This is a genomic window from Pseudomonas sp. LBUM1671 (genome assembly GCF_059695685.1).
Genome location: NZ_CP166782.1, coordinates 4,754,109 through 4,780,252 on the forward strand (window position 1 = coordinate 4,754,109; position 26,144 = coordinate 4,780,252).

26 protein-coding genes are annotated in these 26,144 nt (G+C 59.3%); 7 read left to right on the top strand and 19 right to left on the bottom strand.

Annotation, left to right across the window (positions count from 1 at the left end; translation table 11 throughout):
- Positions 1 to 100 precede the first annotated feature (100 nt).
- On the bottom strand, positions 101 to 1,042 hold the full coding sequence (locus ACA060_RS22000; RefSeq protein ID WP_497313174.1) for a fatty acid desaturase: 942 nt from the start codon (positions 1,040 to 1,042) through the stop codon (positions 101 to 103).
- Between the two features lie 324 nt (positions 1,043 to 1,366).
- On the opposite strand from ACA060_RS22000, the gene ACA060_RS22005 reads away from it, so the two are divergent.
- Positions 1,367 to 1,783, top strand: coding sequence for a GNAT family N-acetyltransferase (locus ACA060_RS22005; protein WP_497313175.1), 417 nt, complete (start codon positions 1,367 to 1,369; stop codon positions 1,781 to 1,783).
- 138 nt (positions 1,784 to 1,921) lie between these two features.
- Here ACA060_RS22005 and def read toward each other — a convergent pair whose 3' ends face one another.
- The 3 genes from def to ACA060_RS22020 all read right to left on the bottom strand — a co-directional run bounded on the left by def (position 1,922) and on the right by ACA060_RS22020 (position 3,778).
- Positions 1,922 to 2,461: a peptide deformylase gene (gene def / locus ACA060_RS22010; protein WP_497313176.1), complete on the bottom strand. Its 540-nt coding sequence runs from the start codon at positions 2,459 to 2,461 to the stop codon at positions 1,922 to 1,924.
- Positions 2,458 to 3,414, bottom strand: a complete 957-nt coding sequence (locus ACA060_RS22015) for a YihY/virulence factor BrkB family protein (protein ID WP_109634209.1) — start codon at positions 3,412 to 3,414, stop codon at positions 2,458 to 2,460. The genes def and ACA060_RS22015 overlap by 4 nt, the downstream gene beginning before the upstream one ends.
- A gap of 172 nt (positions 3,415 to 3,586) precedes the next feature.
- Entirely contained in the window at positions 3,587 to 3,778 is a 192-nt protein-coding gene (locus ACA060_RS22020) for a CsbD family protein (RefSeq protein ID WP_010457349.1), read from the bottom strand.
- 200 nt (positions 3,779 to 3,978) lie between these two features.
- On the opposite strand from ACA060_RS22020, the gene ACA060_RS22025 reads away from it, so the two are divergent.
- A complete protein-coding gene (locus ACA060_RS22025) occupies positions 3,979 to 4,356 on the top strand; it encodes a hypothetical protein (RefSeq protein WP_109634211.1) in 378 nt (125 codons plus the stop codon).
- A 228-nt stretch (positions 4,357 to 4,584) separates the two neighbouring features.
- On the opposite strand, the gene fadD1 is transcribed toward ACA060_RS22025, so the two are convergent.
- Complete coding sequence (gene fadD1 / locus ACA060_RS22030) at positions 4,585 to 6,285, bottom strand: long-chain-fatty-acid--CoA ligase FadD1 (RefSeq protein ID WP_497313179.1); 1,701 nt, start codon at positions 6,283 to 6,285, stop codon at positions 4,585 to 4,587.
- Positions 6,286 to 6,642: 357 nt separating this feature from the next.
- On the bottom strand, positions 6,643 to 8,331 hold the full coding sequence (fadD2, locus tag ACA060_RS22035; RefSeq protein ID WP_497313181.1) for a long-chain-fatty-acid--CoA ligase FadD2: 1,689 nt from the start codon (positions 8,329 to 8,331) through the stop codon (positions 6,643 to 6,645).
- Positions 8,332 to 8,567: 236 nt separating this feature from the next.
- Between fadD2 and ACA060_RS22040 the strand changes: the two genes are divergently transcribed.
- Both ACA060_RS22040 and ACA060_RS22045 read left to right on the top strand, forming a co-directional pair.
- Positions 8,568 to 9,512, top strand: coding sequence for an alpha/beta hydrolase (locus ACA060_RS22040; protein WP_497313183.1), 945 nt, complete (start codon positions 8,568 to 8,570; stop codon positions 9,510 to 9,512).
- A 42-nt stretch (positions 9,513 to 9,554) separates the two neighbouring features.
- On the top strand, positions 9,555 to 10,025 hold the full coding sequence (locus ACA060_RS22045; RefSeq protein ID WP_109634218.1) for a MaoC family dehydratase: 471 nt from the start codon (positions 9,555 to 9,557) through the stop codon (positions 10,023 to 10,025).
- Positions 10,026 to 10,249: 224 nt separating this feature from the next.
- Here the strand turns inward: ACA060_RS22045 and ACA060_RS22050 are convergent, their stop codons facing one another.
- The 4 genes from ACA060_RS22050 to ACA060_RS22065 form a co-directional block, all read right to left on the bottom strand.
- A complete protein-coding gene (locus ACA060_RS22050; RefSeq protein WP_497313185.1) occupies positions 10,250 to 11,119 on the bottom strand; it encodes an efflux RND transporter periplasmic adaptor subunit in 870 nt (289 codons plus the stop codon).
- 10 nt (positions 11,120 to 11,129) lie between these two features.
- Positions 11,130 to 11,336, bottom strand: a complete 207-nt coding sequence (locus ACA060_RS22055) for a DUF1656 domain-containing protein (RefSeq protein ID WP_008151119.1) — start codon at positions 11,334 to 11,336, stop codon at positions 11,130 to 11,132.
- Positions 11,323 to 13,311 carry an FUSC family protein gene (locus tag ACA060_RS22060; protein WP_497313187.1) on the bottom strand — a complete coding sequence of 663 codons (1,989 nt, stop codon included), beginning with the start codon at positions 13,309 to 13,311 and terminating at the stop codon, positions 11,323 to 11,325. The genes ACA060_RS22055 and ACA060_RS22060 overlap by 14 nt, the downstream gene beginning before the upstream one ends.
- A gap of 158 nt (positions 13,312 to 13,469) precedes the next feature.
- Entirely contained in the window at positions 13,470 to 13,937 is a 468-nt protein-coding gene (locus tag ACA060_RS22065; RefSeq protein ID WP_497313189.1) for a ferritin-like domain-containing protein, read from the bottom strand.
- Between the two features lie 204 nt (positions 13,938 to 14,141).
- Between ACA060_RS22065 and ACA060_RS22070 the strand changes: the two genes are divergently transcribed.
- The gene (locus ACA060_RS22070) at positions 14,142 to 14,378 is read left to right on the top strand and encodes a DUF3820 family protein (RefSeq protein ID WP_010457368.1); all 237 of its coding nucleotides are present in this window, start codon (positions 14,142 to 14,144) and stop codon (positions 14,376 to 14,378) included.
- A 26-nt stretch (positions 14,379 to 14,404) separates the two neighbouring features.
- Positions 14,405 to 15,586, top strand: a complete 1,182-nt coding sequence (locus tag ACA060_RS22075) for an aminotransferase class V-fold PLP-dependent enzyme (RefSeq protein ID WP_497313191.1) — start codon at positions 14,405 to 14,407, stop codon at positions 15,584 to 15,586.
- Positions 15,587 to 15,588: 2 nt separating this feature from the next.
- On the opposite strand, the gene ACA060_RS22080 is transcribed toward ACA060_RS22075, so the two are convergent.
- The 4 genes from ACA060_RS22080 to zwf form a co-directional block, all read right to left on the bottom strand.
- Positions 15,589 to 16,314, bottom strand: a complete 726-nt coding sequence (locus ACA060_RS22080; RefSeq protein WP_497313193.1) for an intradiol ring-cleavage dioxygenase — start codon at positions 16,312 to 16,314, stop codon at positions 15,589 to 15,591.
- A gap of 232 nt (positions 16,315 to 16,546) precedes the next feature.
- Positions 16,547 to 17,212: a bifunctional 4-hydroxy-2-oxoglutarate aldolase/2-dehydro-3-deoxy-phosphogluconate aldolase gene (locus ACA060_RS22085; protein ID WP_109634229.1), complete on the bottom strand. Its 666-nt coding sequence runs from the start codon at positions 17,210 to 17,212 to the stop codon at positions 16,547 to 16,549.
- 17 nt (positions 17,213 to 17,229) lie between these two features.
- A complete protein-coding gene (pgl, locus tag ACA060_RS22090; RefSeq protein WP_109634230.1) occupies positions 17,230 to 17,943 on the bottom strand; it encodes a 6-phosphogluconolactonase in 714 nt (237 codons plus the stop codon).
- Entirely contained in the window at positions 17,930 to 19,396 is a 1,467-nt protein-coding gene (gene zwf, locus ACA060_RS22095) for a glucose-6-phosphate dehydrogenase (protein ID WP_109634232.1), read from the bottom strand. Before zwf ends, pgl begins: the two co-directional genes overlap by 14 nt.
- Positions 19,397 to 19,623: 227 nt before the next feature.
- Here zwf and ACA060_RS22100 point away from each other — a divergent pair, with 227 nt between their 5' ends.
- On the top strand, positions 19,624 to 20,484 hold the full coding sequence (locus ACA060_RS22100; RefSeq protein ID WP_172825977.1) for a MurR/RpiR family transcriptional regulator: 861 nt from the start codon (positions 19,624 to 19,626) through the stop codon (positions 20,482 to 20,484).
- Positions 20,485 to 20,676: 192 nt separating this feature from the next.
- Here the strand turns inward: ACA060_RS22100 and ACA060_RS22105 are convergent, their stop codons facing one another.
- The 5 genes from ACA060_RS22105 to ACA060_RS22125 all read right to left on the bottom strand — a co-directional run bounded on the left by ACA060_RS22105 (position 20,677) and on the right by ACA060_RS22125 (position 26,125).
- Positions 20,677 to 21,531 (bottom strand): D-hexose-6-phosphate mutarotase, encoded by an 855-nt coding sequence (locus ACA060_RS22105; RefSeq protein WP_497313196.1) that lies wholly within the window; start codon positions 21,529 to 21,531, stop codon positions 20,677 to 20,679.
- A gap of 107 nt (positions 21,532 to 21,638) precedes the next feature.
- Positions 21,639 to 22,985 carry a carbohydrate porin gene (locus ACA060_RS22110; RefSeq protein WP_109634235.1) on the bottom strand — a complete coding sequence of 449 codons (1,347 nt, stop codon included), beginning with the start codon at positions 22,983 to 22,985 and terminating at the stop codon, positions 21,639 to 21,641.
- Between the two features lie 230 nt (positions 22,986 to 23,215).
- A complete protein-coding gene (locus ACA060_RS22115) occupies positions 23,216 to 24,376 on the bottom strand; it encodes an ABC transporter ATP-binding protein (protein WP_109634238.1) in 1,161 nt (386 codons plus the stop codon).
- 2 nt (positions 24,377 to 24,378) lie between these two features.
- Positions 24,379 to 25,224 (bottom strand): carbohydrate ABC transporter permease, encoded by an 846-nt coding sequence (locus ACA060_RS22120; RefSeq protein WP_109634240.1) that lies wholly within the window; start codon positions 25,222 to 25,224, stop codon positions 24,379 to 24,381.
- Positions 25,217 to 26,125, bottom strand: a complete 909-nt coding sequence (locus ACA060_RS22125) for a carbohydrate ABC transporter permease (protein WP_010457390.1) — start codon at positions 26,123 to 26,125, stop codon at positions 25,217 to 25,219. The genes ACA060_RS22120 and ACA060_RS22125 overlap by 8 nt, the downstream gene beginning before the upstream one ends.
- Positions 26,126 to 26,144 lie beyond the last annotated feature (19 nt).

A 26,144-nucleotide genomic window follows, 5' to 3' on the forward strand; every position in this document is an offset into this window, starting at 1 on the left:
AGCGAGCCTGCTCGCGATGGCGGTGTGTCAGGCAACATCAATGTTGAATTTTAATGGCCCCATCGCGAGCAGGCTCGCCCACAGGGGACCTCATTCGCAATCAGTGGAACGGATGCCTCGGGCTATCGATGGCTTTCACGCCATTCTCCCGCCACAACTGCCCATAACCCCGCACCAGAAACCCGCCGCTGCGCGCCAGCCATTGCTCGCGACGCGCGTGGTAGGCGCGTGGCAAGTCGTACCAGGGCAGGCCCGGCAAGTCGTGATGCACCAAGTGAAAATTCAGGTTCAGGAACAGCCAGCGCCACGGCCAGGCCGCTTCGTTGAGCACGGTGCGTTGTTCGGGTGCGGCGTGTGGGCGGTGTTCATAGTAGGAGCGAATCATCGCAATCGACAGCGCCGGCACGCTGATCAGCAACAGGTAATGCCAGACCGGCAGCACACTGTAGCGCGCGATGAACACCAGCATCAGCAGGGTCAGCCCGCCGTGGGTCAGCCACATCAACCACGCCTGCCGCTCACCGTGGATCAGCCGTTGCAGTTCTTCCTTCGCCAGCGCCAGCAGGGCCAGCGGCGCGCCGAGCATGAAGCGCCCGAGCACGGTTTTGTTCAGCCAGTGCAGGCCTTGCTCAAACAGTGAACGGCCCTGCCACTGCTCGGCCGTCAGGTAACGGCTTTCCGGGTCGCGACCGGGCAAGGTCAGGTCTTCGTCGCGGTGATGCAGCAAATGGCTGTCGCGGTACAGGGTGTAGGGGTACCAGACGGCGAACGGGGCGTAGCCGAGGACTTTGTTCAGCGATGTCCAACGAGTGGGATGCCCGTGAAGCAACTCATGTTGCACCGACAACCAGAGCACCACCAGCGGGATCAGCAACACCGTGCTCCACCAGAGCCCCAGTCGATTGCTCCCCAGAACAATGCTGAACCAGCCGCCATACACGCCGATCAGCAACAGCCAGGTCGGCCACTCGGTGCGAGCGGTCAGGCGTTGGCGCAGGGTTTCGATTTCTTCTCGGTGGGCGGCATCGAAGTAATGGGGCATGGCGTTGCTCAGATCGGGGACCAGTCCCCTTCTGTGCAATGGCGCAGGGAAATCTTGCAGATTATTTGGTGATCGTTCCCAGAGCGTGGGAACGATCGATTAAAGCGGGATCAATGACCGAACACATCCACCTTCTTGGCCTTCTTGTCTGCGCGCTTTTCATCGGCGGTTTTCGCCGGTTTCTTCTTTGCCGCTTTTTTTGAATCCATGCCTTTGGCCATGATACGTACTCCACTCATACGGGATGTGAGATCAGGTATACACCTATCCCCGGCCGCGCGTTCTTTTATAATCGTCCGCTTTGCGCACCGACAGATCAAACCCATGCCCGACACCCAGTACACCCTGCTCGCCGAGCCGTTATGGCCGCTGATGAACAAGTTTTATCGCGCCCACCAATCGTCGATGAAAGCCGTCCGTGATGCTCAGCTGTGGGTCGCCCGGCGCGACGAGATCATTGGCGCGCTGTGTCTGCGGCCGGTCTCGGGTGGGCATTGGTTGACGGGGTTGTTCATCGATCCGGCCTGTCGGGGACAGGGGATCGCGGCGGGGTTGATCGCCGAAGCGGTGCGCGGTCTCGACCAACCGGTCTGGCTGTTCTGCCACCCGGACTTGCGAGGCTTTTATGAACGCCGAGGATTTTCCTTCGATCCGCACATGCCCTACGCCATGATCGAACGCCTGAGCCGTTACGCGCGCAGCAAACCGATGATTGCCATGGGCCTGGATCCAGCCAGGTAACTCACGCCAGCCTTTTGAAGATCATAGAGTGGGAGCGGGCTTGCCCGCGATGAGGCCTGTACATTCAACACGGATGTTGTCTGACAGATTGCTATCGCGGGCAAGCCCGCTCCCACAAGGTCTTGCGGTGTCCAAAGCTTAGTCGTCGGCGTTAGGGTCAAGGTCCGGGAACATCACTTCGGTGAACCCGAATTTGCTGAAGTCGGTGATCCGCGACGGGTACAGCCGGCCGATCAGGTGATCGCATTCATGCTGCACCACCCGCGCATGGAATCCCTCGGCAATCCGCACAATCGGCTGGCCCTTGGGATCAAACCCTTCGTAGCGAATCTGCTGATAACGATCCACCGCCCCACGCAGGCCGGGGACGGATAGGCAACCTTCAAAACCCTCTTCCATCAGCGGGCTCAACGGCGTGATCAGCGGATTGATCAGGATGGTCTGCGGCACCGCTTCAGCATCCGGGTAGCGTTCACTGTGCTCGAAGCCAAAGATCACCAGTTGCAGATCGACACCGATCTGCGGCGCGGCCAGGCCAACGCCGCCGACGCTTTCCATGGTCTGGAACATGTCGTCGATCAGTTGCCACAGTTCAGGGCTGTCGAACATTTCAGCCGGGACCGGCGGGGCAATGCGCAGCAGGCGCTCATCGCCCATTTTCAGGATTTCACGGATCATTTGGTGACTTCGTCAGTGGGGGTCTTGATCGAGTGATCCCGACCCAGCCCCGAAACGTGGTGTTTGGGTTCGTGGTCGAGTTCGCCGGGGACTTTTTCGCCATCATTCTTGCCCTCGGTCGACATGTGTTCGATCACCGCATTCATCTCCGCGCCGAGCAACAACACCGCCGCGGAAATATAGAAATAGAGCAACAGCACGATGATCGCGCCGATACTGCCATACATGGCGTTGTAGTTGGCGAACTCCTTGACGTACAGGCCAAAGCCCACGGAAGCGAGGATCCACACCACCACCGCCAGCACCGAGCCCGGGGTGATAAAACGAAACTCCTGCTTGACGTCGGGCATGACGTAATAAATCAGCGCCACGGCGACCATCAGCAAAATCACCACCACGGGCCAGCGAACGATGGTCCACAGGGTCACGATGAAATCTTCCATGCCCACTTGCGCAGCAATCCAGCCCATCAGTTGTGGCCCGAGCACCATGAGTGCGGCGGCGATCAGCAGCATGCCGGCGATGCCCACCGTGTAGATAATCGACAGCGGAAAGCGCTTCCACGCGGGCCGGCCTTCGACCACGTCGTAGGCGGCGTTCATCGCGCTCATCATCAGCCGCACGCCGGCGGACGCGGTCCACAGGGCAATCACGATACCAATCGACAGCAAGCCACCCTTGGACTGCTGGAGTTGGTCGATCACCGGGTTCACCTGTTCCAGCGCCTGGGGCGGCAGGACCAGCTCGGATTGCAGGCGCAGCCAGGAGAAGAAGTCCGGCAGGTGCAGGAAACCGATCAGCGCGATGAGAAAAAGAATGAAGGGGAACAGCGAAAACAGCATTTGATAGGCCAATGCCGAGGCATAGGTCGACATCTCGTCATCGACGAACTCGGTGACCGTGCGCACCATGACACGGTGCAGGCGCAAGCCTTTCATGTGGGGGAAAAACATTAGCGTCTCCTTTCGCCGCAAGATTGGGTTGAAGTCGAGGCGACTCAGGGGCCGTTTTCTACATCAAAGTAGCCTACTTGGCGACTTTGAAACAATTTCCGTGTGCAAGTTCAGGCTGACACAAAAACGGCCATCCGTGGATGGCCGTTCATGTTGCTCGTCAAAGGCCGAATCACGCCTTGTCGACGCCTTTCTTGATCGCGTCCTTGGCCTTGCCCACCGCTTGCTGGGCCTCGCCTTTCCTTTCCTGCACGACGCCTTCGGCGCGCATTTTGTCGTTACCGGTGGCCTTGCCGACGCCTTGCTTGACGTTGCCGGCGGCTTCGTTGGCCATGCCTTTTACTTTATCGCCAGTGCTGCTCATGGTGTTTCTCCTGTGAACAATTCAACGGAAAAAGTCGTTACACAAAGATTGACCCGGGGCATTTGCACGGAGTTTCATTTATTTTCAGTCACGCATTTCATCGTTCAGCGCAGGTTGGGCTTTATGTTTGCCGACCAACCCCCGAGAATGCGCAACGTATTCAGGCCATGGCGCTGAAGATCCAATCCCGTAGGAATGTTATGAAACTCGATAAAAAGCAGGCCATTGCCCGCAGAAACCAGGAACTTGGCGGTGCTGTGCTTGGCGTCAACAACTGCCATTTCACCGAACTGAACCGCAACCGCAACATCTGGTGGTTCGATATCCCGGTGGCGCGCCTGGCCATTGGTCAGTACGAATGGGTTCACCTGCTGATGCACACGCCGGATACCGACGAACTGCTGCACCTGAAAGTGCCGACGGTGTTCCTGCGCGAGAAGCTCGAAGGCCTGGTGGTGCGCAACGAAGGCAAGCGTAAAGCCGCTTTGAGCCTGGAACTGAGCGCGGACAAGGATTCGTACCTGCAAGACATGCGCCCGGCGGGCACTAACGTCAATTTCGCGCCGTTTCGCCTGTAAATAACACTGAGTACCTGTGGCGAGGGGATTTATCCCCGTCCGGCTGCGCAGCAGTCGTAAACCCGGTGAACGCAGTGTTCCTGTTGAAATGCGGTTGCAGGTTTTTGGGGCCGCTGCGCGACCCGACGGGGATAAATCCCCTCGCCACAGATAAATCCCCTGAACACATAAAGCACTTCTGATATCGCCATAAACAAAAAGCCCCGCATCTGCGGGGCTTTTTGTGGGTTACGCGCTGACTTTCTTGCCGTTGAGCTTTTTCAGTTCTTCGTCGCGCAACTCGCGGCGCAGGATCTTGCCGACGTTGGTGGTCGGCAGCGCATCGCGGAACTCCACGGAGCGCGGGACCTTGTAGCCGGTCACGTTCGCACGCATGTGCTCCATCACCTGCTCCTTGGTCAACGTCACACCTGGTTTGGCCACGATGAAAATCTTGATCGCTTCGCCCGACTTCTCGTCCGGCACGCCGATGGCCGCGCATTGCAGCACGCCCGGCAGGGTCGCGAGCACGTCTTCCAGTTCGTTCGGATAAACGTTGAAACCGGACACCAGAATCATGTCTTTCTTGCGATCGACGATGCGCATGTAACCATCCGGCTGAATCACCGCGATGTCACCGGTCTTCAACCAGCCTTCGCTGTCGAGCATTTCATCGGTGGCGTCCTGACGCTGCCAGTAGCCCTTCATCACTTGCGGACCTTTCACACACAGTTCGCCGATTTCGCCTAACGGCTGCTCGACGCCGGCATCGTTGATGACTTTGCACACGGTGGACGGAACCGGAATACCGATGGTGCCGATCTGGATGTGCTGGATCGGGTTCACAGTGGCCACCGGGCTGGTTTCGGTCATGCCGTAACCTTCGCAGATGGCGCAACCGGTGACCGCTTTCCAACGCTCGGCCGCGGCCAGTTGCAGGGCCATGCCGCCGGACAGGGTGACTTTCAGTGCGGAGAAATCCAGCTTGCGGAAGCCTTCGTTGTTGCACAGCGCCACGAACAAGGTATTGAGGCCGACGAAGCCACTGAACTTCCACTTCGACAGTTCCTTGACCATCGCCGTCAAGTCGCGCGGGTTGCTGATCAGGATGTTGTGGTTGCCGATCAGCATCATCGCCATGCAATGAAAGGTGAAGGCATAGATGTGGTACAGCGGCAGCGGTGTGATCAGGATCTCGCAACCTTCATTGAGGTTGGACCCCATCAGCGCCTTGCACTGCAGCATGTTCGCCACGAGGTTGCGATGGGTCAGCATCGCGCCCTTGGCCACGCCGGTGGTGCCGCCGGTGTATTGCAGGACGGCAACGTCGCTGCTGGCCGGGTTGGCTTCCGCCACTGGCTGGCCGTGGCCCTTGCTCAACACGTCGTTGAACTTGATGGCCTTGGGCAAGTGATACGCCGGGACCATCTTCTTCACGTACTTGATGACGCTGTTGACCAGCAGGCGCTTGAGCGGTGGCAGCAGGTCGGCCACTTCGGTGACGATCACGTGCTTGACGCCGGTTTTCGGCACCACGATCTCGGCCAGATGCGCCATGTTGGCCAGGCAGACCAGGGCTTTGGCACCGGAGTCGTTGAACTGGTGTTCCATTTCCCGCGCGGTGTACAACGGGTTGGTGTTGACCACGATCAGCCCGGCGCGAATGGCACCGAATACGGCTACCGGGTACTGCAACACGTTGGGCAGTTGCACGGCAATTCGATCGCCAGGCTGCAAGTCGGTATGCTGTTGCAGGTAAGCGGCAAAGGCACCGGACAATTCGTACAGTTCACCGTAGGTGATTGTCTTGCCCAGGTTGCTGAATGCCGGTTTGTCGGCGAAGCGCTGGCAGGATCGTTTCAACACTGCCTGAATATTCGGATACTCGTCTGGATTGATCTCGGCAGCAATCCCGGCAGGGTACTTATCCTTCCAAAAGTCTTCGTTCATGGAAGCCCACTCCTCAGCAACGCGAATTCAGCACCGCATTTGATGCGATTATTATTGGTGTGTGTTTGTCGGTGAATCTAGCGCTTTTATAAGCCCGAGAAGTCACAAAGCGCGCCGAGAGTAGCAGCTTTGCCAAGGGTCGACTAGAGCCAAAAGCGGCCTCTATGGTCACAATTGTGACTCAAGAATTACTAGCGGTCATTTTAGAGCAAAGATTCTATACAACCCTGAAAAGCCCCGTATTTCGGGGCCTTCCCTTTAAAAGCATCGCGGGCAAGCCCGCTCCCACAGGATCAGCGATGACCTTGTGGGAGCGCGGCTTGCCCGCGAACCGCGCAAAGCGCGGCCATTCAACGCCTATGCAATATCCCGCAACTCCCGCCGCAGAATTTTCCCGACTGGCGTCATCGGCAACGACTCACGCAACACAATGTGCTTGGGCACTTTGTACGCCGTGAAGTTTTCCTTGCAGTACGCCTTCAACTCTTCAAGGCTGACCCCCGACTCGCGGGCCACCACAAACAACTTCACCGCCTCCCCCGAACGCTCGTCCGGCACGCCGATCACTGCGCAGTTGGCAACTTTCGGATGAGCCATGACGATGTCTTCGATTTCGTTGGGGTACACGTTGAAACCCGAGACGATGATCATGTCTTTCTTGCGATCGACGATGCGCACAAAACCGTCCGGGTCGATCACCGCGATATCGCCGGACTTGAACCAGCCCTCGGCATCCAGCACTTCGGCGGTGGCTTCCGGTTTCTGCCAGTAGCCCTTCATGATCTGCGGGCCCTTGATGCACAATTCGCCGCGTTCGCCCAAGGGCTGCTCGACGCCTTCATCGTTGATCACTTTCAATGTGGTGCCCGGTACCGGCAGGCCAACCGTGCCGATCCGCGATTTGTCGCCGTAGGGGTTGGTGCAGGCCACCGGTGAGGTTTCGGTCAGGCCGTAGCCCTCGGTGATGCGGCAACCGGTGAGCTGTTCCCAACGCTCGGCGGTGGCCTTGACCAGCGCGGTGCCGCCGGAGTTGGTGAGTTTGAGGCTGGAGAAATCCAGGGTCTTGAAATCCGGGTGATCCATCAGCGCTACGAACAGCGTGTTCAGCCCCAGCAACGCCGAGAACCGCCATTTCTTCAGCTCCTTGATGAAGCCGCCGATGTCGCGAGGATTGGTGATCAGCACGTTGTGGTTGCCGGTCACCATCATGCACATGCAGTTCGCCGTGAAGGCATAGATGTGGTACAGCGGCAGCGGCGCGATCATCACTTCCTGACCTTCGCGCAGCAACGGCTGACCGTCGCTGCCGAACTGCCCGAGGCACGCCCGCGCCTGCTGCATGTTGGCCACGAGGTTGCCGTGGGTCAGCATCGCACCCTTGGCCAGGCCGGTGGTGCCGCCGGTGTATTGCAACACGGCGATGTCATCGAGACTGACTTTCAGCGGCTTGATGCCCAGGCCACGGCCCAGACGCAACGCGCTCTTGAAGGAAATCGCCTGCGGCAAGGAATAGGCCGGGACCATCTTCTTGACCTTGCTGACCAGGGTGTTGACCAGCCAGCCCTTGGCGCTGGGCATCAGGTCGCCCATCTTCGCTTCGATCAGGTATTGGATGTCGGTGTCGGGCAGCACTTCCTGGACCTTCTGCCCGAACATGTTCAGGTACACCAGCGCCCGGGCACCGGAGTCCTTGAACTGATGACGCATCTCCCGCGCGGTGTACAGCGGGTTGGTGTTGACCACGATCAGCCCGGCGCGCAACGCACCGAATACGGCAATCGGGTAATGCAGGACGTTGGGCATCTGCACCGCGATGCGATCCCCCGGCACCAGATCGGTGTGGGCTTGCAGGTAACCGGCGAACGCCAGGCTGTAGCGTTCCAGTTCGGCGTAGGTCAGGGTCACGCCCATGTTGCTGAAAGCGGGGCGATCAGCGAATTTCTTGCAGGAACGCTCGAACACCTCAAGCACCGACTTATAGGCCCCAAGGTCAATATCCAGGGGCACGCCGGCCGGGCGTTTGTCATTCCAGAAATCAGGTTGCATTGTTCTTGTCCTCTTTACCTGAGCCTATCCGGGCCGCTTTTCTGTCTTCTTCAACACAAAGAGCGAAGAGCGGGGCTTCACGGACACTAGCAGCTATGGCCAATCAGGCAAATATGCCAACGGGCGTCATTGACCGTGTGAATCTTGCTGCAGCAGCGTGGCCTGATCAGACGGGAGCGAAAGGATGCGCTATACAATGCATCGTGCCTGTGACCCATCCATGCAAAGGAATCGCCATGATCCACGACACTTTCTGGCTGACCGCGAGTGACCGCAGCCGCCTCTTCGTCAACCAGTGGCTGCCCGATCCGCCTTTGAAAGCGGTGATCCTGCTGGCCCATGGCATGGCCGAACACAGTGGTCGCTACGCGCGCCTGGCGGAGAAATTCTGCGGGCAGGGTTACGGCGTCTACGCGCCGGACCTGCGTGGACATGGCAAAACTGCCGAAAACGGGACACTCGGCCATTTCGCCGACGACGATGGCTGGTGCAAAGTGGTCGGCGACCTGGCCAGCCTCAACCAGCACATCGGCCAGCAACATCCCGGCGTGCCGATCGTGCTGCTCGGCCACAGCATGGGCAGCTACATCGCCCAGGCCTATCTGCTGCATCACAGCGCCAGCCTGCATGGCGCGGTCCTCAGCGGTTCGAACTTCCAGCCCATCGCGCTTTATCGCGCGGCGCGACAAATCGCCCGGCTCGAACGCCTGCGCCAGGGCGGCAAGGGTCGCAGTGCGCTGATCGAGTGGCTGTCATTCGGCTCGTTCAACAAGAAATTCAAACCGGTGCGCACGCGGTTCGACTGGCTCAGTCGTGACCCGGCGGAGGTTGATCTGTACGCCAACGACCCGCTCTGCGGCTTTCGTTGCACCAATCAGCTGTGGATCGATTTGCTCGGCGGCTTGCAGCAAATCAGCAAAGCGTCCAATCTCGCTCAGATTGATCCGGGCCTGCCGCTGCTGGTGATTGGCGGTGAATGTGATCCGGTGAGCGAAGGCAAGCGTCTGAACGATCTGGCCGATGCGCTACGCGCGGCCGGCAGCCAGAACCTGCAACTGACTATTTACCCGCAGGCACGGCATGAACTGTTCAACGAGAGCAACCGCGATGAAGTGATCGATGACGTGTTGAACTGGATCGCCCAGGCGCTGAGCCACCGCCGGCCACCCAGATCAGAATAGTTTTTTTGTGAATTTATTTATTCGTGACAGGAATTGAAACAGATGACCCAGGTTACCAACACCCCTTACGAAGCCCTCGAAGTAGGCCAGACCGCCAGCTACAGCAAGACGGTCGAAGAGCGCGACATTCAGTTGTTCGCCGCGATGTCGGGTGATCACAACCCGGTGCACCTGGACGCCGAATACGCCGCTGGCACCATGTTCAAAGAACGTATCGCCCACGGCATGTTCAGCGGTGCGCTGATCAGCGCGGCCGTGGCGTGCGAGTTGCCTGGGCCGGGCACTATTTATATCGGTCAGCAGATGAGTTTTCAGAAGCCGGTGAAGATTGGCGACACCCTGACCGTGCGTCTGGAAATCCTCGAGAAGCTGCCGAAGTTTCGTGTGCGGATCGCGACTCGCGTGTTTAACCAGCGCGATGAATTGGTGGTGGATGGCGAGGCCGAGATTCTTGCGCCGCGCAAGCAGCAGACCGTAGCGTTGACTACCCTGCCGGCGATCAGCATCGGCTGATTTGGGGAGGGGGGGGGGGTCAGCTGAATCCACCCCTCACCCTAACCCTCTCCCCAAGGGGTAGAGGGGACCTACCGAGGTGTACTTTCGGGTTACATCGACCTGGGAGTTCGAGTCGAACTCAGGCTCTGAAAAGCCCCCGATCGGCTCCCTTTCCCCCTCTCTCCTCTGGGGAGAGGGCTGGGGTGAGGGGTGGTTCTTAAAATCAGGCATCGATCTAAAACTCACCGCGACCGCTCACCCTCCTCAACCTGCACACTCGCCGTCATCCCCGAACTCAAGTTCATCCCTTCCGGCAACTTATCAATCTTGATCCGCACCGGAATCCGCTGTGCCAGCCTCACCCAGTTGAACGTCGGTTCGACCTCCGCCAGCAACTGCCCGTCCGGGGTGGTATTACGATCGGTAATCCCGCGGCTGATGCTTTCCACATGCCCGTCCAGCGCTTCGCCGGCGCTCATTAACCAGACCTTCACCGGATCGCCCACCCGAATCCGCGGCAACTTGGTTTCCTCGAAATACGCCTGCACATAAAAAGTCGAATCATCGATCAACGCCATCACTGGTTGCCCGGCATTCACGTAATTGCCTTGGGCCAGACGCAGGTTGGTGATGTGGCCGCTGCGAGGCGCATGGACCTGGCTGCGCGCCAGATTGAGTTCCGCGACCTTGGCTTCCGCCTGGGCTTCACGCAGTTCACCACGGGCGATGCCGGCGTTGATTTGCGCGTTCTCGCGCAGTTCGGCGCTGATCGCTTGTGGCCCGAGACTGGCGCGCCGACTGGCTTCGCGTTCGCGCAGATTGAGCTGCTGCTGACGGGTCTGCACCACCGCCTGGGCTTTCTCCAGCGCCGCTTCGAAACGGTCACGATCAATGCTCAGCAACAGATCGCCGGCCTTGACCGGCTGGTTATCGAACGCCTTGAGCTCACGCACCCAACCCGAGACGTCCGGGGCGATCACCACCACGTCGGCGCGGATCCGCGCATCCCGGGTCCAGGGCGTGAGCATGTAGTACTGCCACAAATGGAAGCCGGCAAAGATCGCCACCGCCACCAGGCACAGGGTTACCGCGACACGTACGGGGGTACGCATTTTTTACTCCTTATAAAGGTCCGAGGACGACGGTGATCAGGGTCAATACACAGACGTACAAGGCGCAATCAAACAATGCTTCGTGCCAGATCCAGCGGCCGACCGGCGTCAGGCGCAACAGCATGCGCAAGGCTCCTGTGACGAGCAGCGCCAGCAGCACATAAATCAGAAACGGACTGAGCAGCACGCCGCCCACCGACCATTCACGCAAGCCCATGGCTTTGCTCCTGTTGACGGCACCAGGCGCGCCAGCTGCTTTGCAATTGCAGCACGGCGCCTTGGGCCAGTTTCACGGCATCGCTGGGCGGCAACGCGTACAAAGTTTTCAGAAAGTCTTCGCTGGGCTGTTCCAACGCATCGGCGCAGCTGCCTGCAGGACCTTGTTCGAGGACTTTTTCCAACTGTTCGAGATATCGCCGTTGAGGCGCACTGACTGGCACTTGCGCCACTGCCAGGCTCAAACGCAGATGCAGCAATTCATCGCCGATATCGAGGCCGAGCAAGCCGTCATCCCAGCGACTGCGCGCCGGTTCCGGCAACTCGGGGTAGTGCCGCGCCAGTTGCAGCAGACGGTCGGCCATGCGTCCGCCAAACCAGCTTTCGGCACCGCGCAGATTGCGTCGGGTCAGCCGCACCAGATCATCGAGGGTCGCCGCCAGCAAGCGCCGGCCATGCCACGCAGGGTTACGCAGGATCAGCAAGTGGAACGCCAGCACCGCCGCGCCGACACCGACCACCATCGCCTGGGCGCTGTTGAAGAACGTGGCGACGTCGAATTTCATCGCGTTCAGCGGCGACACCAGCACGATAAAGTGCAGACAGAACGAAGTGGCCGTGGCGCCGATCTGTGGCTTGGCCATGCCCAGCGCACCGAAAAACAACGGCACGCCCATGCCCATGCAGAGCAACGCAAAACCGCTCCATTGCGGCAACAAAATCTGCCCGACGAAAAACGCCGCCGGGATCGCCAGAAAAATACCCCGCATGAAACTCATGCCGATCTGCGCACCGTTCTCGCGGCTGGCAAACAGGCTGCACACCACACACGTCAGCACCAGGGCGCCGGAGGCGGCGGGCCAGGCAGTCGCCAGCCAGAAGCACGACACCACCAGAAACGCCAAGGCACTGCGCGCACCGAACACCAACGCCAATGACAGGTCGCGGTGCGGCGTCAGGGTGCGTGGCGGATCGACCGTTTCGCGGCCCTCCTCCACCGCTTTCAACGCAGCGGTGGCCGCCATCGCGGTATCGAGCAGCAAGGTGAAACGGGCCAGGCAATAACTCTGCGCAGAGCTGATGTGCGGATCGTGGGAAGCATCGAGCAACCTTGGCCGCAGCGCTTGCAGAGTCGCGGTATCAGCACCACTGAGGGCGGCCTGAACCTCGGTCATCCAAGGCAGCAATTGCGCGGCTTCCTGTGGCTCCAATTGCTTCCACTGACGGCGAACCGAACGGGCGATGCGCAGCAGCATCAAGAGCTTCTGGCTCAAACCGCTGATGGCTCGTGCGCGTTGCCGACCGAGGCCACCTTCAAACCAGGCATGTTCGCGCTGGGCATCGACGGCGACAATTCGTCCAAGGATTTCCAGCAGGCCTTTACGCGCCTGAGCATCGCCGGCCAGGGTGGCACGCGCTGCATTCATCCCGCTGTTCCAGGCGGCTTGCGCCTGATCCGCCAGTTGCCGCTCGACCCGCATCGGCCAAATCAAGGCGCTTGCCGCCGTGGCGCAGAGGATGCCCAGACAGATTTCCGTGCAACGCGCGACGGCTTGATCGAACACCGTCAGCGGATGGGTAATGGCCGGCAACGCGATGATCGCCACCGTGTAACCGGCCAGCACAAAAGAATAGGACCACGCGCTGCGCAACAGCGTCGAACTCGCCGTACACAACCCGAGCCACAGCGCCAATGCCAGTAGAAACAGCCAGGGCGTCTGGGCGAACAATCCCATGAACACCACCGACATGATCGTTCCGACCAGCGTGCCGAGCAGCCGCGCCAACCCCTTCTGCACCACCATTCCGGACAACGGTTGAGCGACGATGAACGCGGTCATCAGCGCCCAGGCCGGTTGCTCCAGGCCCCAGCGCAACGCCAGCCACAGGGCCAGGCCGCCGCCGATCAAGGTCTTGATCGCGAACTGGAGGGCGCGGCGGTCAGGCGCAAACAAGGCCTGCAAAGTGATAGGCACGTAGAAGACTCTTGAAGGGACGTTTTTAACGATAGTCGGGTTCACTGAAGTCACTTGAAAAACAAATTATTAGCTAGCTATCTATCGCCCGTCCAGTGTTAATTCCCAGGCACAAAAAAACGCCAGACTGGCTGGCGTTTTTGACAGACTACGAATGCTTAAGAGCGAGCGCGAGCCTGGTTACGCAGGGCTTTTACCTGATCGTGATTGCGTTGCACGCCATGATATTGACGTTCAACCAAGTCACGAATGCCCACCAGGTTGTGCTTGTTGATTTTCTCGATGGCTTCTTTGTAAGCCTTCAGCGCATGGTCTTCGCCGCGTTCGGCTTCGTTCAGCACGGCTTCTTCATCCTTGCCGGTGAACACGGCTTTCACGTCGACCCAGCGACGGTGCAGGTCACCGCTGACACTGGTGGAAGTTTCCGGATCGCCACCCATCGAACGCACGGCGCTCTGGAGTTCGGCAGCTGCGGTGGCGCAGTCATTGGAGCGTTGCACGAACAGGGTTTTGAGTTCAGGGTGTTTGATGTCTTCAGCGCAAGTCTTGAACCCTTCCTGACCGTCTTTGCTGGTTTCAATCAGGTCGTTGAGTACAGAGATCGCTTCTTTATTCATGTCGGTCATTTTTCAATTCCTTGCGGGTTGATGAAAGATGTAATAGCTATTGCACCCTGCATGCCAGCTTTGAATTGATCATTTATTCCTTATATTTCAAATACTTAGTTTTATCTCAAAAATCCGTATCCGCTTTTTTTGCATGAACTGTCAATTGGCCTGCATGCAGAATGCCTGTATTTTTCCAGCCTGATGAATCAAGACGACCGATAGATGAACCCTGAAAAGCTCGAACTGTTGATCACCCGCGAAATGCCCTTCGGCAAATACAAGGGTCGGATCATTGCCGACCTGCCCGGCCAATACTTGAACTGGTTCGCCCGAGAAGGTTTCCCCCATGGCGAACTGGGCGGTTTACTGGCCCTGATGCAGGAGATCGACCATAACGGTCTGTCGGACCTGCTCGAACCACTGCGCGCCAAACACGGCAAACCGGCCCCGCGCCACTGAAATCGCAATCAAGAACCGAGTAGCTCATGCCCGATAACACCCGTCGCGCCCGTGATGAACACTTCTGGAAGACCTTTGCCGACCGCTACGCAGTCGAACCCGGGCCCATCAACCTGGAAAACGGTTATTTCGGGCGCATGTCGCGCACCGTCGTCGAGGAGTATCAGCGCAACATAGAGCTGATCAACCGCAGCAACTCGGTGCATGTGCGCCAGCGTTTTGAACAGGTCGAGAGCCTTGAGATCCGGGCACAGCTCGCCAGCCTGATCGATGTTCCCGCCGAAGCCGTGGCCCTCACCCGCAACGCTTCGGACGGCCTGCAATCACTGATCCGCAACTACAATCGCCTGCAACCGGGCGATCAGGTGCTGATTTGCGACCTGGAGTACGACACGGTGAAAGGCGCAATGCGATGGCTGGCGCGGCATCGCGGCGTGGAAGTGATTGAAATCGACCACGCGCATCCCGCAACTTTTGACAGCTTGCTGACCACCTATCGCGACGCGTTCGAGCGTTATCCAAAGCTCAAACTGATGGCCCTGACCCACGTCACCCATCGCACCGGATTGGTCATGCCGGTGCAGGCCATTGCTGCTGCCGCGAAGGAGCACGGCATCGACGTGATCCTCGATGGCGCCCACGCCCTCGGCCAGATCGAGTTCAATCTGGATGAGCTGGGCATCTCTTTCGCCGGCTTCAACCTGCACAAATGGATCGGCGCCCCGCTCACGCTGGGCTTCATTTACATTGCCCCTGAGCGCCTGGCTGACATCGACCCGGACATGGGCGAGATGCATTTCCCGGTCACCGATATTCGCGCCCGCACGCCGTACAGCACGCCGAACATCCCGGCGCTGCTGACGCTGCCGCTGGTGTTCGAGGAGCATCTGGCCATGGGTGGCGTCGCCGCCAAGAGCACACGGCTCAACTACCTGCGCAACCGATGGGTCAACGCGGTTCGCGAGTTACCGGGGATCGATGTCATGACCCCCGATGACCCGCGACTGTATTGCGGCATTACCTCGATGCGTTTTACCCGGCATACCGATCAACAGGCGATGGTCGAGCGACTGCTCAACGACTACAACCTGTTCACCGTGGTCCGCAGCGGTGCGGCGAGTGGGCCCTGCATTCGAATTACGCCGGGGCTCACGACCAACGCTGCCGAAATGGATCTGCTGGCTCGGGCGCTGACCGAATTGCGCTGACGTCAGACCGTGTACTTGTCGAAGTCCTCGGGTCTGATTTGCATCGAGGCGGCGAACGTGTCGATTCCGATGGTCGTGTGGCCGAAAAAGCCGTCTTCGTTCGAGTCTCGACCGAGGGTGTGGACCGTTAATGTCGAGGCCTCGCCGCCCTGATGCAGGTAATGAAAGTCTTCGTTGTTGGTCAGCGGCGAGGCGGATCGACCGCAGTACTCCCGAGTGTTGAGCACCGAACGCGAGGCGGGTTCGGGAAAGTAGAGCTGGCCGACCCAGGCGACGTGCCGCTCGTCGAGAAAATTGTTGCCGGACGTGATGCGCACAGCGACATGGATGTGCAAGGCACGACCGGCATAGAACCCCGGATAGATAGTGGTAAACCGCACCACGCCTTTTTTATCGGTGAATTGCCCGCCACGCAGATAGGTGTCGTCATCAGTGCGCGGGACCGAGCCGATGTCACCGACATCGACCTCCTTGTCCGGGTTGATCTTGCTCCAGCCCGAATAGGCACCTCGCGCATTGCAATGCCAGATATCAACCAAGGCCCCGGTCACGGGCTGACCGGTCATGGCATCGACAATCGCCAGGCGCAGCACCAGGGGAATGCCATCGGCGCTTTCGCTGATGTTGCGTCGGATCAGTTTCGGATTACGGAAATACGGGCCGGCGATTTGCTCGGGAGACAGCAGGTAAACCGGGGGGGTGGGTGCAACTGAGGTGTAGTCGTCCATGACGTTCTCTCTTCCATAAGATGAACGCAGGTTAGCGCTGGTTGAACGACGAGATGCGGTAACTATGTATCGCATCATTTCCCTTGTAGGAGCGAGGCTTGGTGGCGAGGGGATTTATCCCCTCACCACAAAGGCTGGCTCCCACAGATTATTTGGGCAAAAAAAAACGGTGCACCGACCAAGCGCACCGTAAAGCCGTAGAACACACAACGAAGTGTTTGGTAAAAGCCGATCAGTCCAGCAGCGCCAATGCCTCGGCGGTGCATTCCTGAATCCGGGCCCAGTCGCCGTTCTTGATCCACTCCGGATCAAGCATCCAGCTACCGCCCACGCACATCACGTTTTTCAACGCCATGTAGCTCTTGATGTTGGCCGGGCTGACGCCGCCGGTCGGGCAGAATTTCACTTCACCGAACGGGCCGCCGAGGGCCTTGATGGCCGCAACGCCACCGCTGACTTCCGCCGGGAACAGCTTGAAGCGACGATAACCCAGGCCATAGCCTTCCATGATGCCGGACGCGTTGCTGATGCCTGGCAACAGCGGGATCGGGCTGTCGACGCTGGCTTCGAGCAGGTCACGGGTGATGCCGGGGGTGACGATGAACTGCGAGCCGGCTGCTTCGGCAGCAGCGAGCATGTTGCGATCCAGCACAGTGCCGGCACCGGTCACCAGTTCCGGACGCTGCTCTCGCAGAATCTGGATCGCCCTGAGACCGAACTGCGAACGCAGCGTCACTTCCAGGGCAGTCAGGCCACCAGCGGCCAAAGCGTCGGCCAGTGGCAGGACGTCCTGTTCGCGAGCGATGGTGATCACCGGCAGGATCCGCGCCTTGGCGCAGAGGCTGTCGATCAGGGCAACTTTGTCCGCCATGGAAACGGTCGGGGATGTCATTGTCATAGCGGCTGATCCTTGGCTCATGGGCACCAGTAAATCTCTAACGTAGGTTGCAGAAACGCGCGAATCGGCATGGCGGCGACATCGTCACCGGCCAATGCGGCACTCAGGGTAGTCAGTTTGGACTGACCGGAAATCGATAGAACGGTGGTCTTGGCCGAAGCCAGCAGCGCACGACTCATGGTCAGGCGCTGATGCGGCACGGTCGGTGCCAGCATCGGGTAGCAACGACGTGTGCCGTCGGCTTTCAAGGCGTCGGCCAGGTTCGGGCTGTTGGGGAACAGCGAAGCGGTGTGACCGTCATCGCCCATGCCGAGGATCAGTACGTCGATCGGCGGCAACTCGGCGAGCAAACGGTCGGCCTGCTCGGCTGCCAGCTCAAGGTTCGCGGTGGCGCTGTACAGGCTCAGAAACTGAGCCTTGGCCGCCGGGCCTTGCAGCAGATAACGCTTGAGCAGGCCGGCATTGCTGTCGGCATGCTCGACCGGCACCCAGCGCTCGTCGGCCAGGGTGACAACGACCTTGGACCAGTCCAGTTTCTGCTTCGCCAGGTTCTGGAAAAACGCCACAGGGCTACGACCACCGGACACCACAAGCGTCGCGCTGCCGCGAGCGTCGATGGCATCACTCAGATGCTTGGCCACATTCAGTGCCAGACCATCGGCCAGCAGCACCGGGCTCTTGAACTCATGGGCGCTGACGCCCTGAGGCAGTTGCAAATTAGATATCGCCATACCACGACCTCCCATCCCGCGTGATCAGAGCAATGGAGCTCATCGGCCCCCAGGACCCGGCCGCGTACGGCTTGGGCGCATCACCGGATTTTTTCCACCCGGCGATCAACTGGTCACACCACTTCCACGCGGCTTCGATTTCATCTTTACGGACAAACAGGTTCTGATTGCCACGCATCACTTCCAGCAACAACCGCTCGTAGGCATCGGGAATCCGAGCGCTACGCCATGTGTCGGAAAAATTCAGCTGCAATGGACCGCTGCGCAGCTGCATGCCCTTGTCCAGGCCTTGTTCTTTGGTCATCACGCGCAAGGAAATGCCTTCGTCCGGTTGCAGGCGAATAATCAGCTTGTTGCTGATTTGCAGGCGCTGCTCGGGGGCGAAGATGTAGTGCGACGGTTCCTTGAAGTGGATGACGATCTGCGACAGCTTCTGCGGCATGCGCTTGCCGGTACGCAGGTAAAACGGCACGCCGGCCCAGCGCCAGTTGCGGATGTCGGCACGCAGGGCGACGAAGGTTTCGGTGTCGCTCTGGGTGTTGGAATTCGGTTCTTCCAGGTAGCCCGGCACCGGTTTACCTTCGCTGTAGCCGGCGATGTACTGGCCACGCACCACTTGCGTGGTCAGGCCTTCCGGGCTGATCGGCGCAAGGGCCTTGAGCACTTTGACTTTCTCGTCGCGGATGCTGTCGGCAGACAGGTCGGCCGGCGGGTCCATGGCGATCAGGCAGAGCAGTTGCAGCAGGTGATTCTGGATCATGTCCCGCAGCTGACCGGCCTTGTCGAAGTAACCCCAGCGACCTTCGATCCCGACCTTCTCGGCCACAGTGATTTCCACGTGGGAGATGTAATTCTGGTTCCACTGGGTTTCGAACAGGCTGTTGGCGAAACGCAGGGCGATCAGGTTCTGGACGGTCTCTTTGCCCAGGTAGTGGTCGATGCGGTAGGTGCGGTTCTCCGGGAAGAACTGCGCCACGGCGTCGTTGACCTTGCGCGAGGACTCCAGGTCCGAACCGATGGGTTTTTCCAGCACCACGCGGGTGTTTTCGCTCAGGCCGACCTTCGACAGGTTCTCGCAGATTGCACCATAAACCGCGGCCGGCGTGGCGAAGTAGGCAATCACACGCTGGGCGCTGCCGGCCATTTCGGCCAGGGCGACGTAATCGTCAGCCTTGAGGAAGTCGACATGCAGGTAGCTCAAACGGGCCAGGAAGCGTTCGACCACAGCTTCGTCCAGCTCGGCACCTACGTAACGGCGCAGTTCGGAGGCGATGAACGCCAGGTGTTCCTGCTCACTGCCCGGCTCACGGGCCAGCGCGATAATGCGCGTATCCTCGTGCAGGAGGCCTGCGCCATCGAGTTGATAAAGGGCAGGAAACAGTTTGCGCAGGGCCAGATCGCCGAGGGCGCCGAACAAGGCAAAGGTGCACGGTTCAACCGTAATCGAAGGCATGATGTTTGTTCTTTTATCAAGTTAATCTACAAATACCTTTTTTCAAGGCATCACTCAAGGAAAAATGTAGTAATAACCACAACATTTTCGCAAAATACAGATTCCGAGTGGTGGTCGGTCGGAGCCATCAGTAGGATAGGCCACCGTTACGGGCCGTATCAAAGGCCCAATTTGCATAGCCGAACGCTTATTTGCGCTGCTGACCTAAGGAACATGAAATGGACCGCGTGCGAAATTTACTGGAACAGATCCAGAATCGCCTTGAAGACCTGAACAAGGCAGAACGCAAAGTCGCCGAAGTCATCCTGCTCAACCCAGAGCAGGCCACCCGGTTCAGCATCGCCGCGCTCGCCCAGGCCTCTAAAGTCAGCGAGCCGACGGTCAACCGTTTCTGCCGTTCGTTTGGCGTCAGCGGCTACCCGGAACTCAAGCTTCAATTGGCCCAGAGCCTGGCCAGTGGCGCGGCGTATGTCAGCCGTGCGGTCGAGGCCGATGATAATCCGGAGGCCTATACCAAAAAGATTTTCGGCAGCGCCATCGCCTCTTTGGACAGTGCGTTACAGGCGCTTGACCCGAACCTGATCAGCCGCGCCGTCGACCTGTTGATCCAGGCCCGGCAGATCCACTTCTTCGGCCTCGGCGCCTCGGCCCCGGTGGCACTGGACGCGCAGCACAAGTTCTTCCGTTTCAACCTGGCCGTCACCGCCCATGCCGACGTGCTGATGCAGCGCATGATTGCGTCGGTGGCGCACACCGGCGAATTGTTCGTGATCATTTCCTACACCGGCCGCACCCGAGAACTGGTGGAAGTGGCGCGCATCGCCCGGGAAAACGGTGCTTCGGTGCTGGGTCTGACGGCCGAAGGTTCGCCACTGGCCAAGGCCAGTACCTTGAGCCTGAATATTCCGCTGCCGGAAGACACCGACATCTATATGCCGATGACGTCGCGGATCATCCAGCTGACCGTGCTGGATGTGCTGGCCACCGGCATGACCCTGCGCCGGGGTGTGGATTTCCAGCCGCATTTGCGCAAGATCAAAGAGAGCTTGAATGCGAGTCGGTATCCGGTTGGGGATGAGTTCAACTGACCCTTCAAAAACCACCCCTCACCCCAGCCCTCTCCCCAGAGGGGAGAGGGGGAAAGGGAGCAGATCTTCATGCTCTTCAAAACCTGAGTTCAACTCAAAGCTTCAGGCCGACGTAGATTGAACAATCAACGCGGTCAGTCCCCTCTCCCTCCGGGAGAGGGTTAGGGTGAGGGAGCAATCGCCCTGACACACCTAAGCTCCCACCCGCGCCTGCAAACTCAAATGCGCCTTCTGCCCCGGCGCCAGGCTCAAACTGTCCGTCCCGCCACTCGCCGCCTCGACACACACAAACTCTGAAATCTCGTTCCAACTCACCCCCAGCAACGGCCGCGAGCCCGGATGCCAGACCACCGTGTCCGCATGGTCGCCGGTGTCGATGCACAATTCCCGCTGCCAGGCATGGTCCTTGAGCTGCAATTCACCGTCATGCTGGAACACCCGCTGACACCCGCCTTCGACTCTCAACTCCCCTTCCTGCTGGCAAACCTGGCGATTCAACTGGTCATAACCCTGCGCACCATCGAGCCCAGACAGCGCTATCTCACCCACGTCACCAATACGCCAATAGGCATGCAACGCCTGGCTCAATTGGCACGGCAGGCTGTCCTGATGCTCGGTGCTCAGGCGTAGATCCATGCGCTCGCCCAAGTGTGCGTGCAGGTCCACTTGCCAGTCGCACAGCTGAAGTTGCCAATGCAGGCGCACGCCATCGTCGTCATGGCTGCTGTCGAGTAGCTTCCAGTCGATCAGCCGTGCCCAGCCATGGGACGGCCAGGCGTTTTCGCTGGGATGACGGCCATACCACGGCCAGCACACGGGCACGCCACCACGAATCGCACCGACTTGCGGCCACTTCGCCGCGCACCAGAGCCAGGGTTTCTGCCCTGTTGGCTGGAAGTGCAGCAATTGCGCGCCCTGACGACTGAACACCGCCTGACACAGCGGATGGTCGATCACCAGCACGTCGCGCTTCTGATAGCGCTCCCACGCAAACACCGGACGCTCGCGCAAGGATTTGAAGAAGCGTTGTAGCGGATGCTCATGCATGTGCCACTGTCCTGAAAATCACCCGGGGTGCGCCGCCCCAAAAAAAAGCGGACAGCCAGGGCTGTCCGCAAAAATGCGCACATAGAGAGGAGCTTATCGCAACAGCGTTAGAACACCGACTGAATTTTCAGGCCGGCCACCAGCGCGTTGTCGACTTCATCCACACCGCCCGGGTGAGTGATGTATTGCAGGTTGGGACGCACGGTCAGCCAGTTGGTAACGTGGAAGCCGTAGTTGATCTCGTAGTTGTACTCAGTGTTACGCAGCGGCGCGAACAGCGGGTCCTGATAGTCCGTGACATTGTTGGAGGCGTTGACCAACTCCGAGTTTTTCTTCACGTCATCGTTGACATGGATACGCGCGGCACCGATACCGAAGTCATCCTTCGGACGTGCATCGAACGGGCCCTTGTACACCAGCATCAGCGACTGATAGTTGTCGACGAAGTTGGTGTCCTTGTCATGGAAAGTAGCGTTGGCAGCAATGTTCAGACCGCGGGACGCGTCACCGTTGTGAGTGGTGAGTTGTTGTTGCGCCACGAACCAGTAGCCGGATTTGCTGCTGTGGCTGCGATAGGCATTGCCGCTGGTTGCCGCATCATCGCCGTTATCGTCTTCACGAACGTCGTCGGCCTTGGCCGTGCTTTTGTAATAACCGACACGGTATTCGCCCGGCAGGTTGCCAGGGTTAGGCAGCCAGACCAGTTCGACCGGCAACACGGTGCCTTTGGTACCACTGCCGCTGAGCTTGAAGCCGTTACCGTGCTCCAGTTGCGACGGGTTCTGGTTGTACGCGCCGATCTGCGCATACCACTCAGGCGAGATGTTGTACTTCACGCGGACCGCAGCTTGCATGACCGGCCAGTTGTACCAGATGTTGGTCGCCCAGTTACCCGCTTGGGAACCGCAGAACGCCAGGTTCTGGAACTCGCACGGGAAGGTGTTGAAGTCTTCGCCTTCGCCGAAGTAACCAGCCTTGACGTCCAGTTTGCCGTCGAGGAACTGGTGTTTGATCCACAACTGGGTCAGACGGACCATGTGGCCACGGCCGTAGACTTCCTGGGAAGAACTCAAGGTGCCGGCACGCGGATCGCCGACACGGTCATTGGAGATGTTTTCACCGTTACGGTTGGTGAACTGGACCTTGGCCTGGGTGTTATCCCAGCCCCACAACTTTTGCAGGTCCAGCGCCACGCCCAGACCAAACTGGTCGGCGTAACGCGCGGTCTTGTCGTTGTTGTAGCCGCCGTGAAGGTTTCCACCCACTTCACCGACGTAGTCCATCTTGATGTCGATACCCTGCTCGATCAGCTTGGTCCGCTCGCCACCCCAATCACCGGTCATCCATTCGGAATCGGCGCTGAACGCGTCAGCCGCGTGCACACTACCGGCCAGCATCATGGCCGCAACCGCGGACAACTGGCAGATAAGCTGAGCGTTGTTCTTCTTCTTCATCCCTACATCCTCGTTTTATTGTTATTAACTGTTTTTATTTAACGCGGTTACATCAGGTGCGATGCGCGACAGGCCGCGCACCGCATATCCCCCCTGTAGGAGCCAGGCTTCGTGGCGAGGGGATTTATCCCCGTTGGGTCGCGAAGCGGCCCTAAAAAATGGGACTGCTGCGCAGTCCAACGGGGATAAATCCCCTCGCCACAAAAGCCGGCTCTTACAGTTTTTGATCTTCAGCGGCCTTTGAATTGAGCGACGTTGGCGCTGTGGCTCTCGGCTTTTGGCTGACCGGCCACCCCCAGGCGTTCCCCGGTCTTGGCGTCGAACAACAGCACTTTCGATGGGTCGAATTGCAGGGTCAGGGTCTCGCCCACGTTCGGCGCGACGTCCGGTGCCAGGCGGCAGCAGACTTTGGTTTCATTGAGATTGACGAACACCAGCGTGTCGGGACCGGTCGGTTCGGTGACCTGGACTTCGGCGCGAATGGTCGGTAAACCGTTCGGCTCGCTGCCCGCCAGCACGATCTGTTCCGGACGCAGGCCGAGGATCACTTCGCGATCTTCCAGACCAGCGTCCTGCATGCCCAACGGCAATTCGCAGCGCGCCTGGCCGCTGTCGAGCAGTGCGATCAGACGACCTTCCTTGCGTTGCAAACGCAGGGGGATGAAGTTCATCGGCGGCGAACCGATGAAGCTCGCCACAAACAGGTTGGCCGGGTTGTTGTAGATGTCTTTCGGCGTGCCGAACTGCTGGATGATCCCGTCCTTCATCACCGCCACTTTGTCGCCCAGGGTCATCGCTTCGATCTGGTCGTGGGTCACGTAGACCGTGGTGGTTTTCAGGCGCTGGTGCATCAGTTTCATTTCAGTGCGCATCTCGACGCGCAGCTTGGCGTCAAGGTTGGACAGCGGTTCGTCGAACAGGTAGATCTTCGGCCGCCGCGCCAGGGCACGGCCCATTGCAACACGCTGTTGCTGACCGCCAGAGAGTTGGCCGGGCTTGCGGTTGAGCAGGTGTTCGATCTGCAGCAGCTTGGCCACCCGCGCCACTTCCGCTTCGATGTCGGCGGCGGGCATTTTGCGGATCTTCAAGCCGAAGGCGATGTTCTCGCGCACGCTCATGGTCGGGTACAGCGCGTAGGACTGGAACACCATGGCGATGTCACGGTCTTTCGGGCTCATGCCGCTGACGTCCTGGTCACCGATCATGATCGCGCCGCCGGTGATGGTTTCCAGGCCGGCGATGCAATTCATCAGGGTCGATTTGCCGCAACCCGAAGGTCCGACCAGGATCAGGAACTCACCGTCCTTGATCGACAGTTCGATGTTCTTGAGGGTGTCCGGCAGGCCGGGACCATAGGTCTTGTTTACATTGCGTAGTTCGAGCGTAGCCATGATTACCCCTTGACTGCGCCGGCCGTCAGCCCGCGCACGAAATACTTGCCTGCGACCACATAGACCAGCAGGGTCGGCAGCCCGGCGATCATCGCCGCCGCCATATCAACGTTGTATTCCTTGGCCCCGGTACTGGTGTTGACCAAGTTGTTCAACGCCACCGTAATGGGTTGCGAATCACCGCTGGAGAACACCACACCGAACAGGAAGTCGTTCCAGATCTGGGTGAACTGCCAGATCAGGCAGACCATGATGATCGGGGTGGACATCGGCAGGATGATCAAGCGGAAGATGGTGAAGAAACCCGCACCATCGAGCCGCGCGGCTTTCACCAGCGCATCGGGAACGCTGACGTAGTAGTTACGGAAGAACAGCGTGGTGAACGCCAGGCCGTAGACCACGTGCACGAACACCAGGCCGGTGGTGGTACTGGCCAGGCCCATCTTGCCGAGGGTGAACGAGGCTGGCAGCAGGACGGTCTGGAACGGCAGGAAGCAACCGAACAGCAACAGGCCGAAGAACAACTGCGAGCCACGGAAGCGCCACATCGACAGCACATAGCCGTTCAGCGCACCGATGGCGGTGGAGATCAGCACCGCCGGGACGGTGATCTTGATCGAGTTCCAGAAGTACCCGTCCACCGTGCCCCAGGCCTTGACCCAGCCGATGCCGCTGACCACGGTCGGCCAGCTCAGCAGGTTCCCGGAGTTGATGTCTTCCGGCGTCTTGAAGCTGGTCAACAGCATGACCACCAGCGGTATCAGGTAAAGGCATACGGCCAGGATCAGCACGCCGTAGATCGCGATGCGACTCAGGCTGATGGAAGGTTTGGCAGAGAAACTAGTCATGGCGCTTGGTCCTCAGCTCGGAGTACAGGTAAGGCACGATGATTGCGAGAATCGCACCGAGCATCAGAATCGCACTGGCCGAACCCATGCCCATCTGGCCGCGGCTGAAGGTGAAGGAATACATGAACATCGCAGGCAGGTCGGAGGAGTAACCCGGGCCGCCGGCAGTCATTGCCGCCACCAGGTCGAAACTCTTGATCGCGATGTGGGCCAGGATCATCACGGCGCTGAAGAACACCGGGCGCAGGCTCGGCAACACCACTTTCAGGTAAATGCGCGGCATGCTCGCACCATCGATCTGGGCGGCACGGATGATCGATTGATCAACCCCACGCAGGCCGGCCAGGAACATCGCCATGATGAAGCCCGAGGCTTGCCAGACCGCAGCGATCACCAGGCAATACACCACGCGATCCGGGTCGATCAGCCAGTCCAGGCGAAAGCCTTCCCAGCCCCAGTCCCGTAACAATTTGTCCAGGCCCATGCCCGGGTTGAGCAGCCATTTCCAGGCAGTACCGGTAACGATCATCGAGAGCGCCATCGGGTACAGGTAAATGGTGCGGATGAAACCTTCGCGGCGAATGCGCTGATCAAGAAACACGGCCAGCAGCACACCGATCACCAAGGTGATGCCGATGAACATGCCGCCGAACACGGCCAGGTTCTTGCTCGCGACCCACCAACGGTCGTTGTCGAACAGCCGCTGATACTGCGCCAGGCCCGCCCACTTGTAAGTCGGCAGGAAGGTCGAGGTGGTGAACGACAGGATGAACGTCCACAGGATATAGCCATAGAAGCCCACCAGGACGATGAACATGCTCGGCGCCAGCACCAGTTTCGGTAGCCAGCGCTGCAGTGCATCGAACGGCGAGGCCTTGCTGAACACAGCAACAGAACTCATGGGAAGATCCCGTACGAAG

What these genes read in the sequence shown, in the direction of transcription:
- ACA060_RS22000 (WP_497313174.1), bottom strand. Translation starts at nt 1,042, where the DNA reads ATGCCCCATTACTTCGATGCCGCCCACCGAGAAGAAATCGAAACCCTG.
- ACA060_RS22005 (WP_497313175.1), top strand. Translation starts at nt 1,367, where the DNA reads ATGCCCGACACCCAGTACACCCTGCTCGCCGAGCCGTTATGGCCGCTG.
- def (WP_497313176.1), bottom strand. Translation starts at nt 2,461, where the DNA reads ATGATCCGTGAAATCCTGAAAATGGGCGATGAGCGCCTGCTGCGCATT.
- ACA060_RS22015 (WP_109634209.1), bottom strand. Translation starts at nt 3,414, where the DNA reads ATGTTTTTCCCCCACATGAAAGGCTTGCGCCTGCACCGTGTCATGGTG.
- ACA060_RS22020 (WP_010457349.1), bottom strand. Translation starts at nt 3,778, where the DNA reads ATGAGCAGCACTGGCGATAAAGTAAAAGGCATGGCCAACGAAGCCGCC.
- ACA060_RS22025 (WP_109634211.1), top strand. Translation starts at nt 3,979, where the DNA reads ATGAAACTCGATAAAAAGCAGGCCATTGCCCGCAGAAACCAGGAACTT.
- fadD1 (WP_497313179.1), bottom strand. Translation starts at nt 6,285, where the DNA reads ATGAACGAAGACTTTTGGAAGGATAAGTACCCTGCCGGGATTGCTGCC.
- fadD2 (WP_497313181.1), bottom strand. Translation starts at nt 8,331, where the DNA reads ATGCAACCTGATTTCTGGAATGACAAACGCCCGGCCGGCGTGCCCCTG.
- ACA060_RS22040 (WP_497313183.1), top strand. Translation starts at nt 8,568, where the DNA reads ATGATCCACGACACTTTCTGGCTGACCGCGAGTGACCGCAGCCGCCTC.
- ACA060_RS22045 (WP_109634218.1), top strand. Translation starts at nt 9,555, where the DNA reads ATGACCCAGGTTACCAACACCCCTTACGAAGCCCTCGAAGTAGGCCAG.
- ACA060_RS22050 (WP_497313185.1), bottom strand. Translation starts at nt 11,119, where the DNA reads ATGCGTACCCCCGTACGTGTCGCGGTAACCCTGTGCCTGGTGGCGGTG.
- ACA060_RS22055 (WP_008151119.1), bottom strand. Translation starts at nt 11,336, where the DNA reads ATGGGCTTGCGTGAATGGTCGGTGGGCGGCGTGCTGCTCAGTCCGTTT.
- ACA060_RS22065 (WP_497313189.1), bottom strand. Translation starts at nt 13,937, where the DNA reads ATGACCGACATGAATAAAGAAGCGATCTCTGTACTCAACGACCTGATT.
- ACA060_RS22070 (WP_010457368.1), top strand. Translation starts at nt 14,142, where the DNA reads ATGAACCCTGAAAAGCTCGAACTGTTGATCACCCGCGAAATGCCCTTC.
- ACA060_RS22075 (WP_497313191.1), top strand. Translation starts at nt 14,405, where the DNA reads ATGCCCGATAACACCCGTCGCGCCCGTGATGAACACTTCTGGAAGACC.
- ACA060_RS22080 (WP_497313193.1), bottom strand. Translation starts at nt 16,314, where the DNA reads ATGGACGACTACACCTCAGTTGCACCCACCCCCCCGGTTTACCTGCTG.
- ACA060_RS22085 (WP_109634229.1), bottom strand. Translation starts at nt 17,212, where the DNA reads ATGACAATGACATCCCCGACCGTTTCCATGGCGGACAAAGTTGCCCTG.
- pgl (WP_109634230.1), bottom strand. Translation starts at nt 17,943, where the DNA reads ATGGCGATATCTAATTTGCAACTGCCTCAGGGCGTCAGCGCCCATGAG.
- zwf (WP_109634232.1), bottom strand. Translation starts at nt 19,396, where the DNA reads ATGCCTTCGATTACGGTTGAACCGTGCACCTTTGCCTTGTTCGGCGCC.
- ACA060_RS22105 (WP_497313196.1), bottom strand. Translation starts at nt 21,531, where the DNA reads ATGCATGAGCATCCGCTACAACGCTTCTTCAAATCCTTGCGCGAGCGT.
- ACA060_RS22110 (WP_109634235.1), bottom strand. Translation starts at nt 22,985, where the DNA reads ATGAAGAAGAAGAACAACGCTCAGCTTATCTGCCAGTTGTCCGCGGTT.
- ACA060_RS22115 (WP_109634238.1), bottom strand. Translation starts at nt 24,376, where the DNA reads ATGGCTACGCTCGAACTACGCAATGTAAACAAGACCTATGGTCCCGGC.
- ACA060_RS22120 (WP_109634240.1), bottom strand. Translation starts at nt 25,224, where the DNA reads ATGACTAGTTTCTCTGCCAAACCTTCCATCAGCCTGAGTCGCATCGCG.
- ACA060_RS22125 (WP_010457390.1), bottom strand. Translation starts at nt 26,125, where the DNA reads ATGAGTTCTGTTGCTGTGTTCAGCAAGGCCTCGCCGTTCGATGCACTG.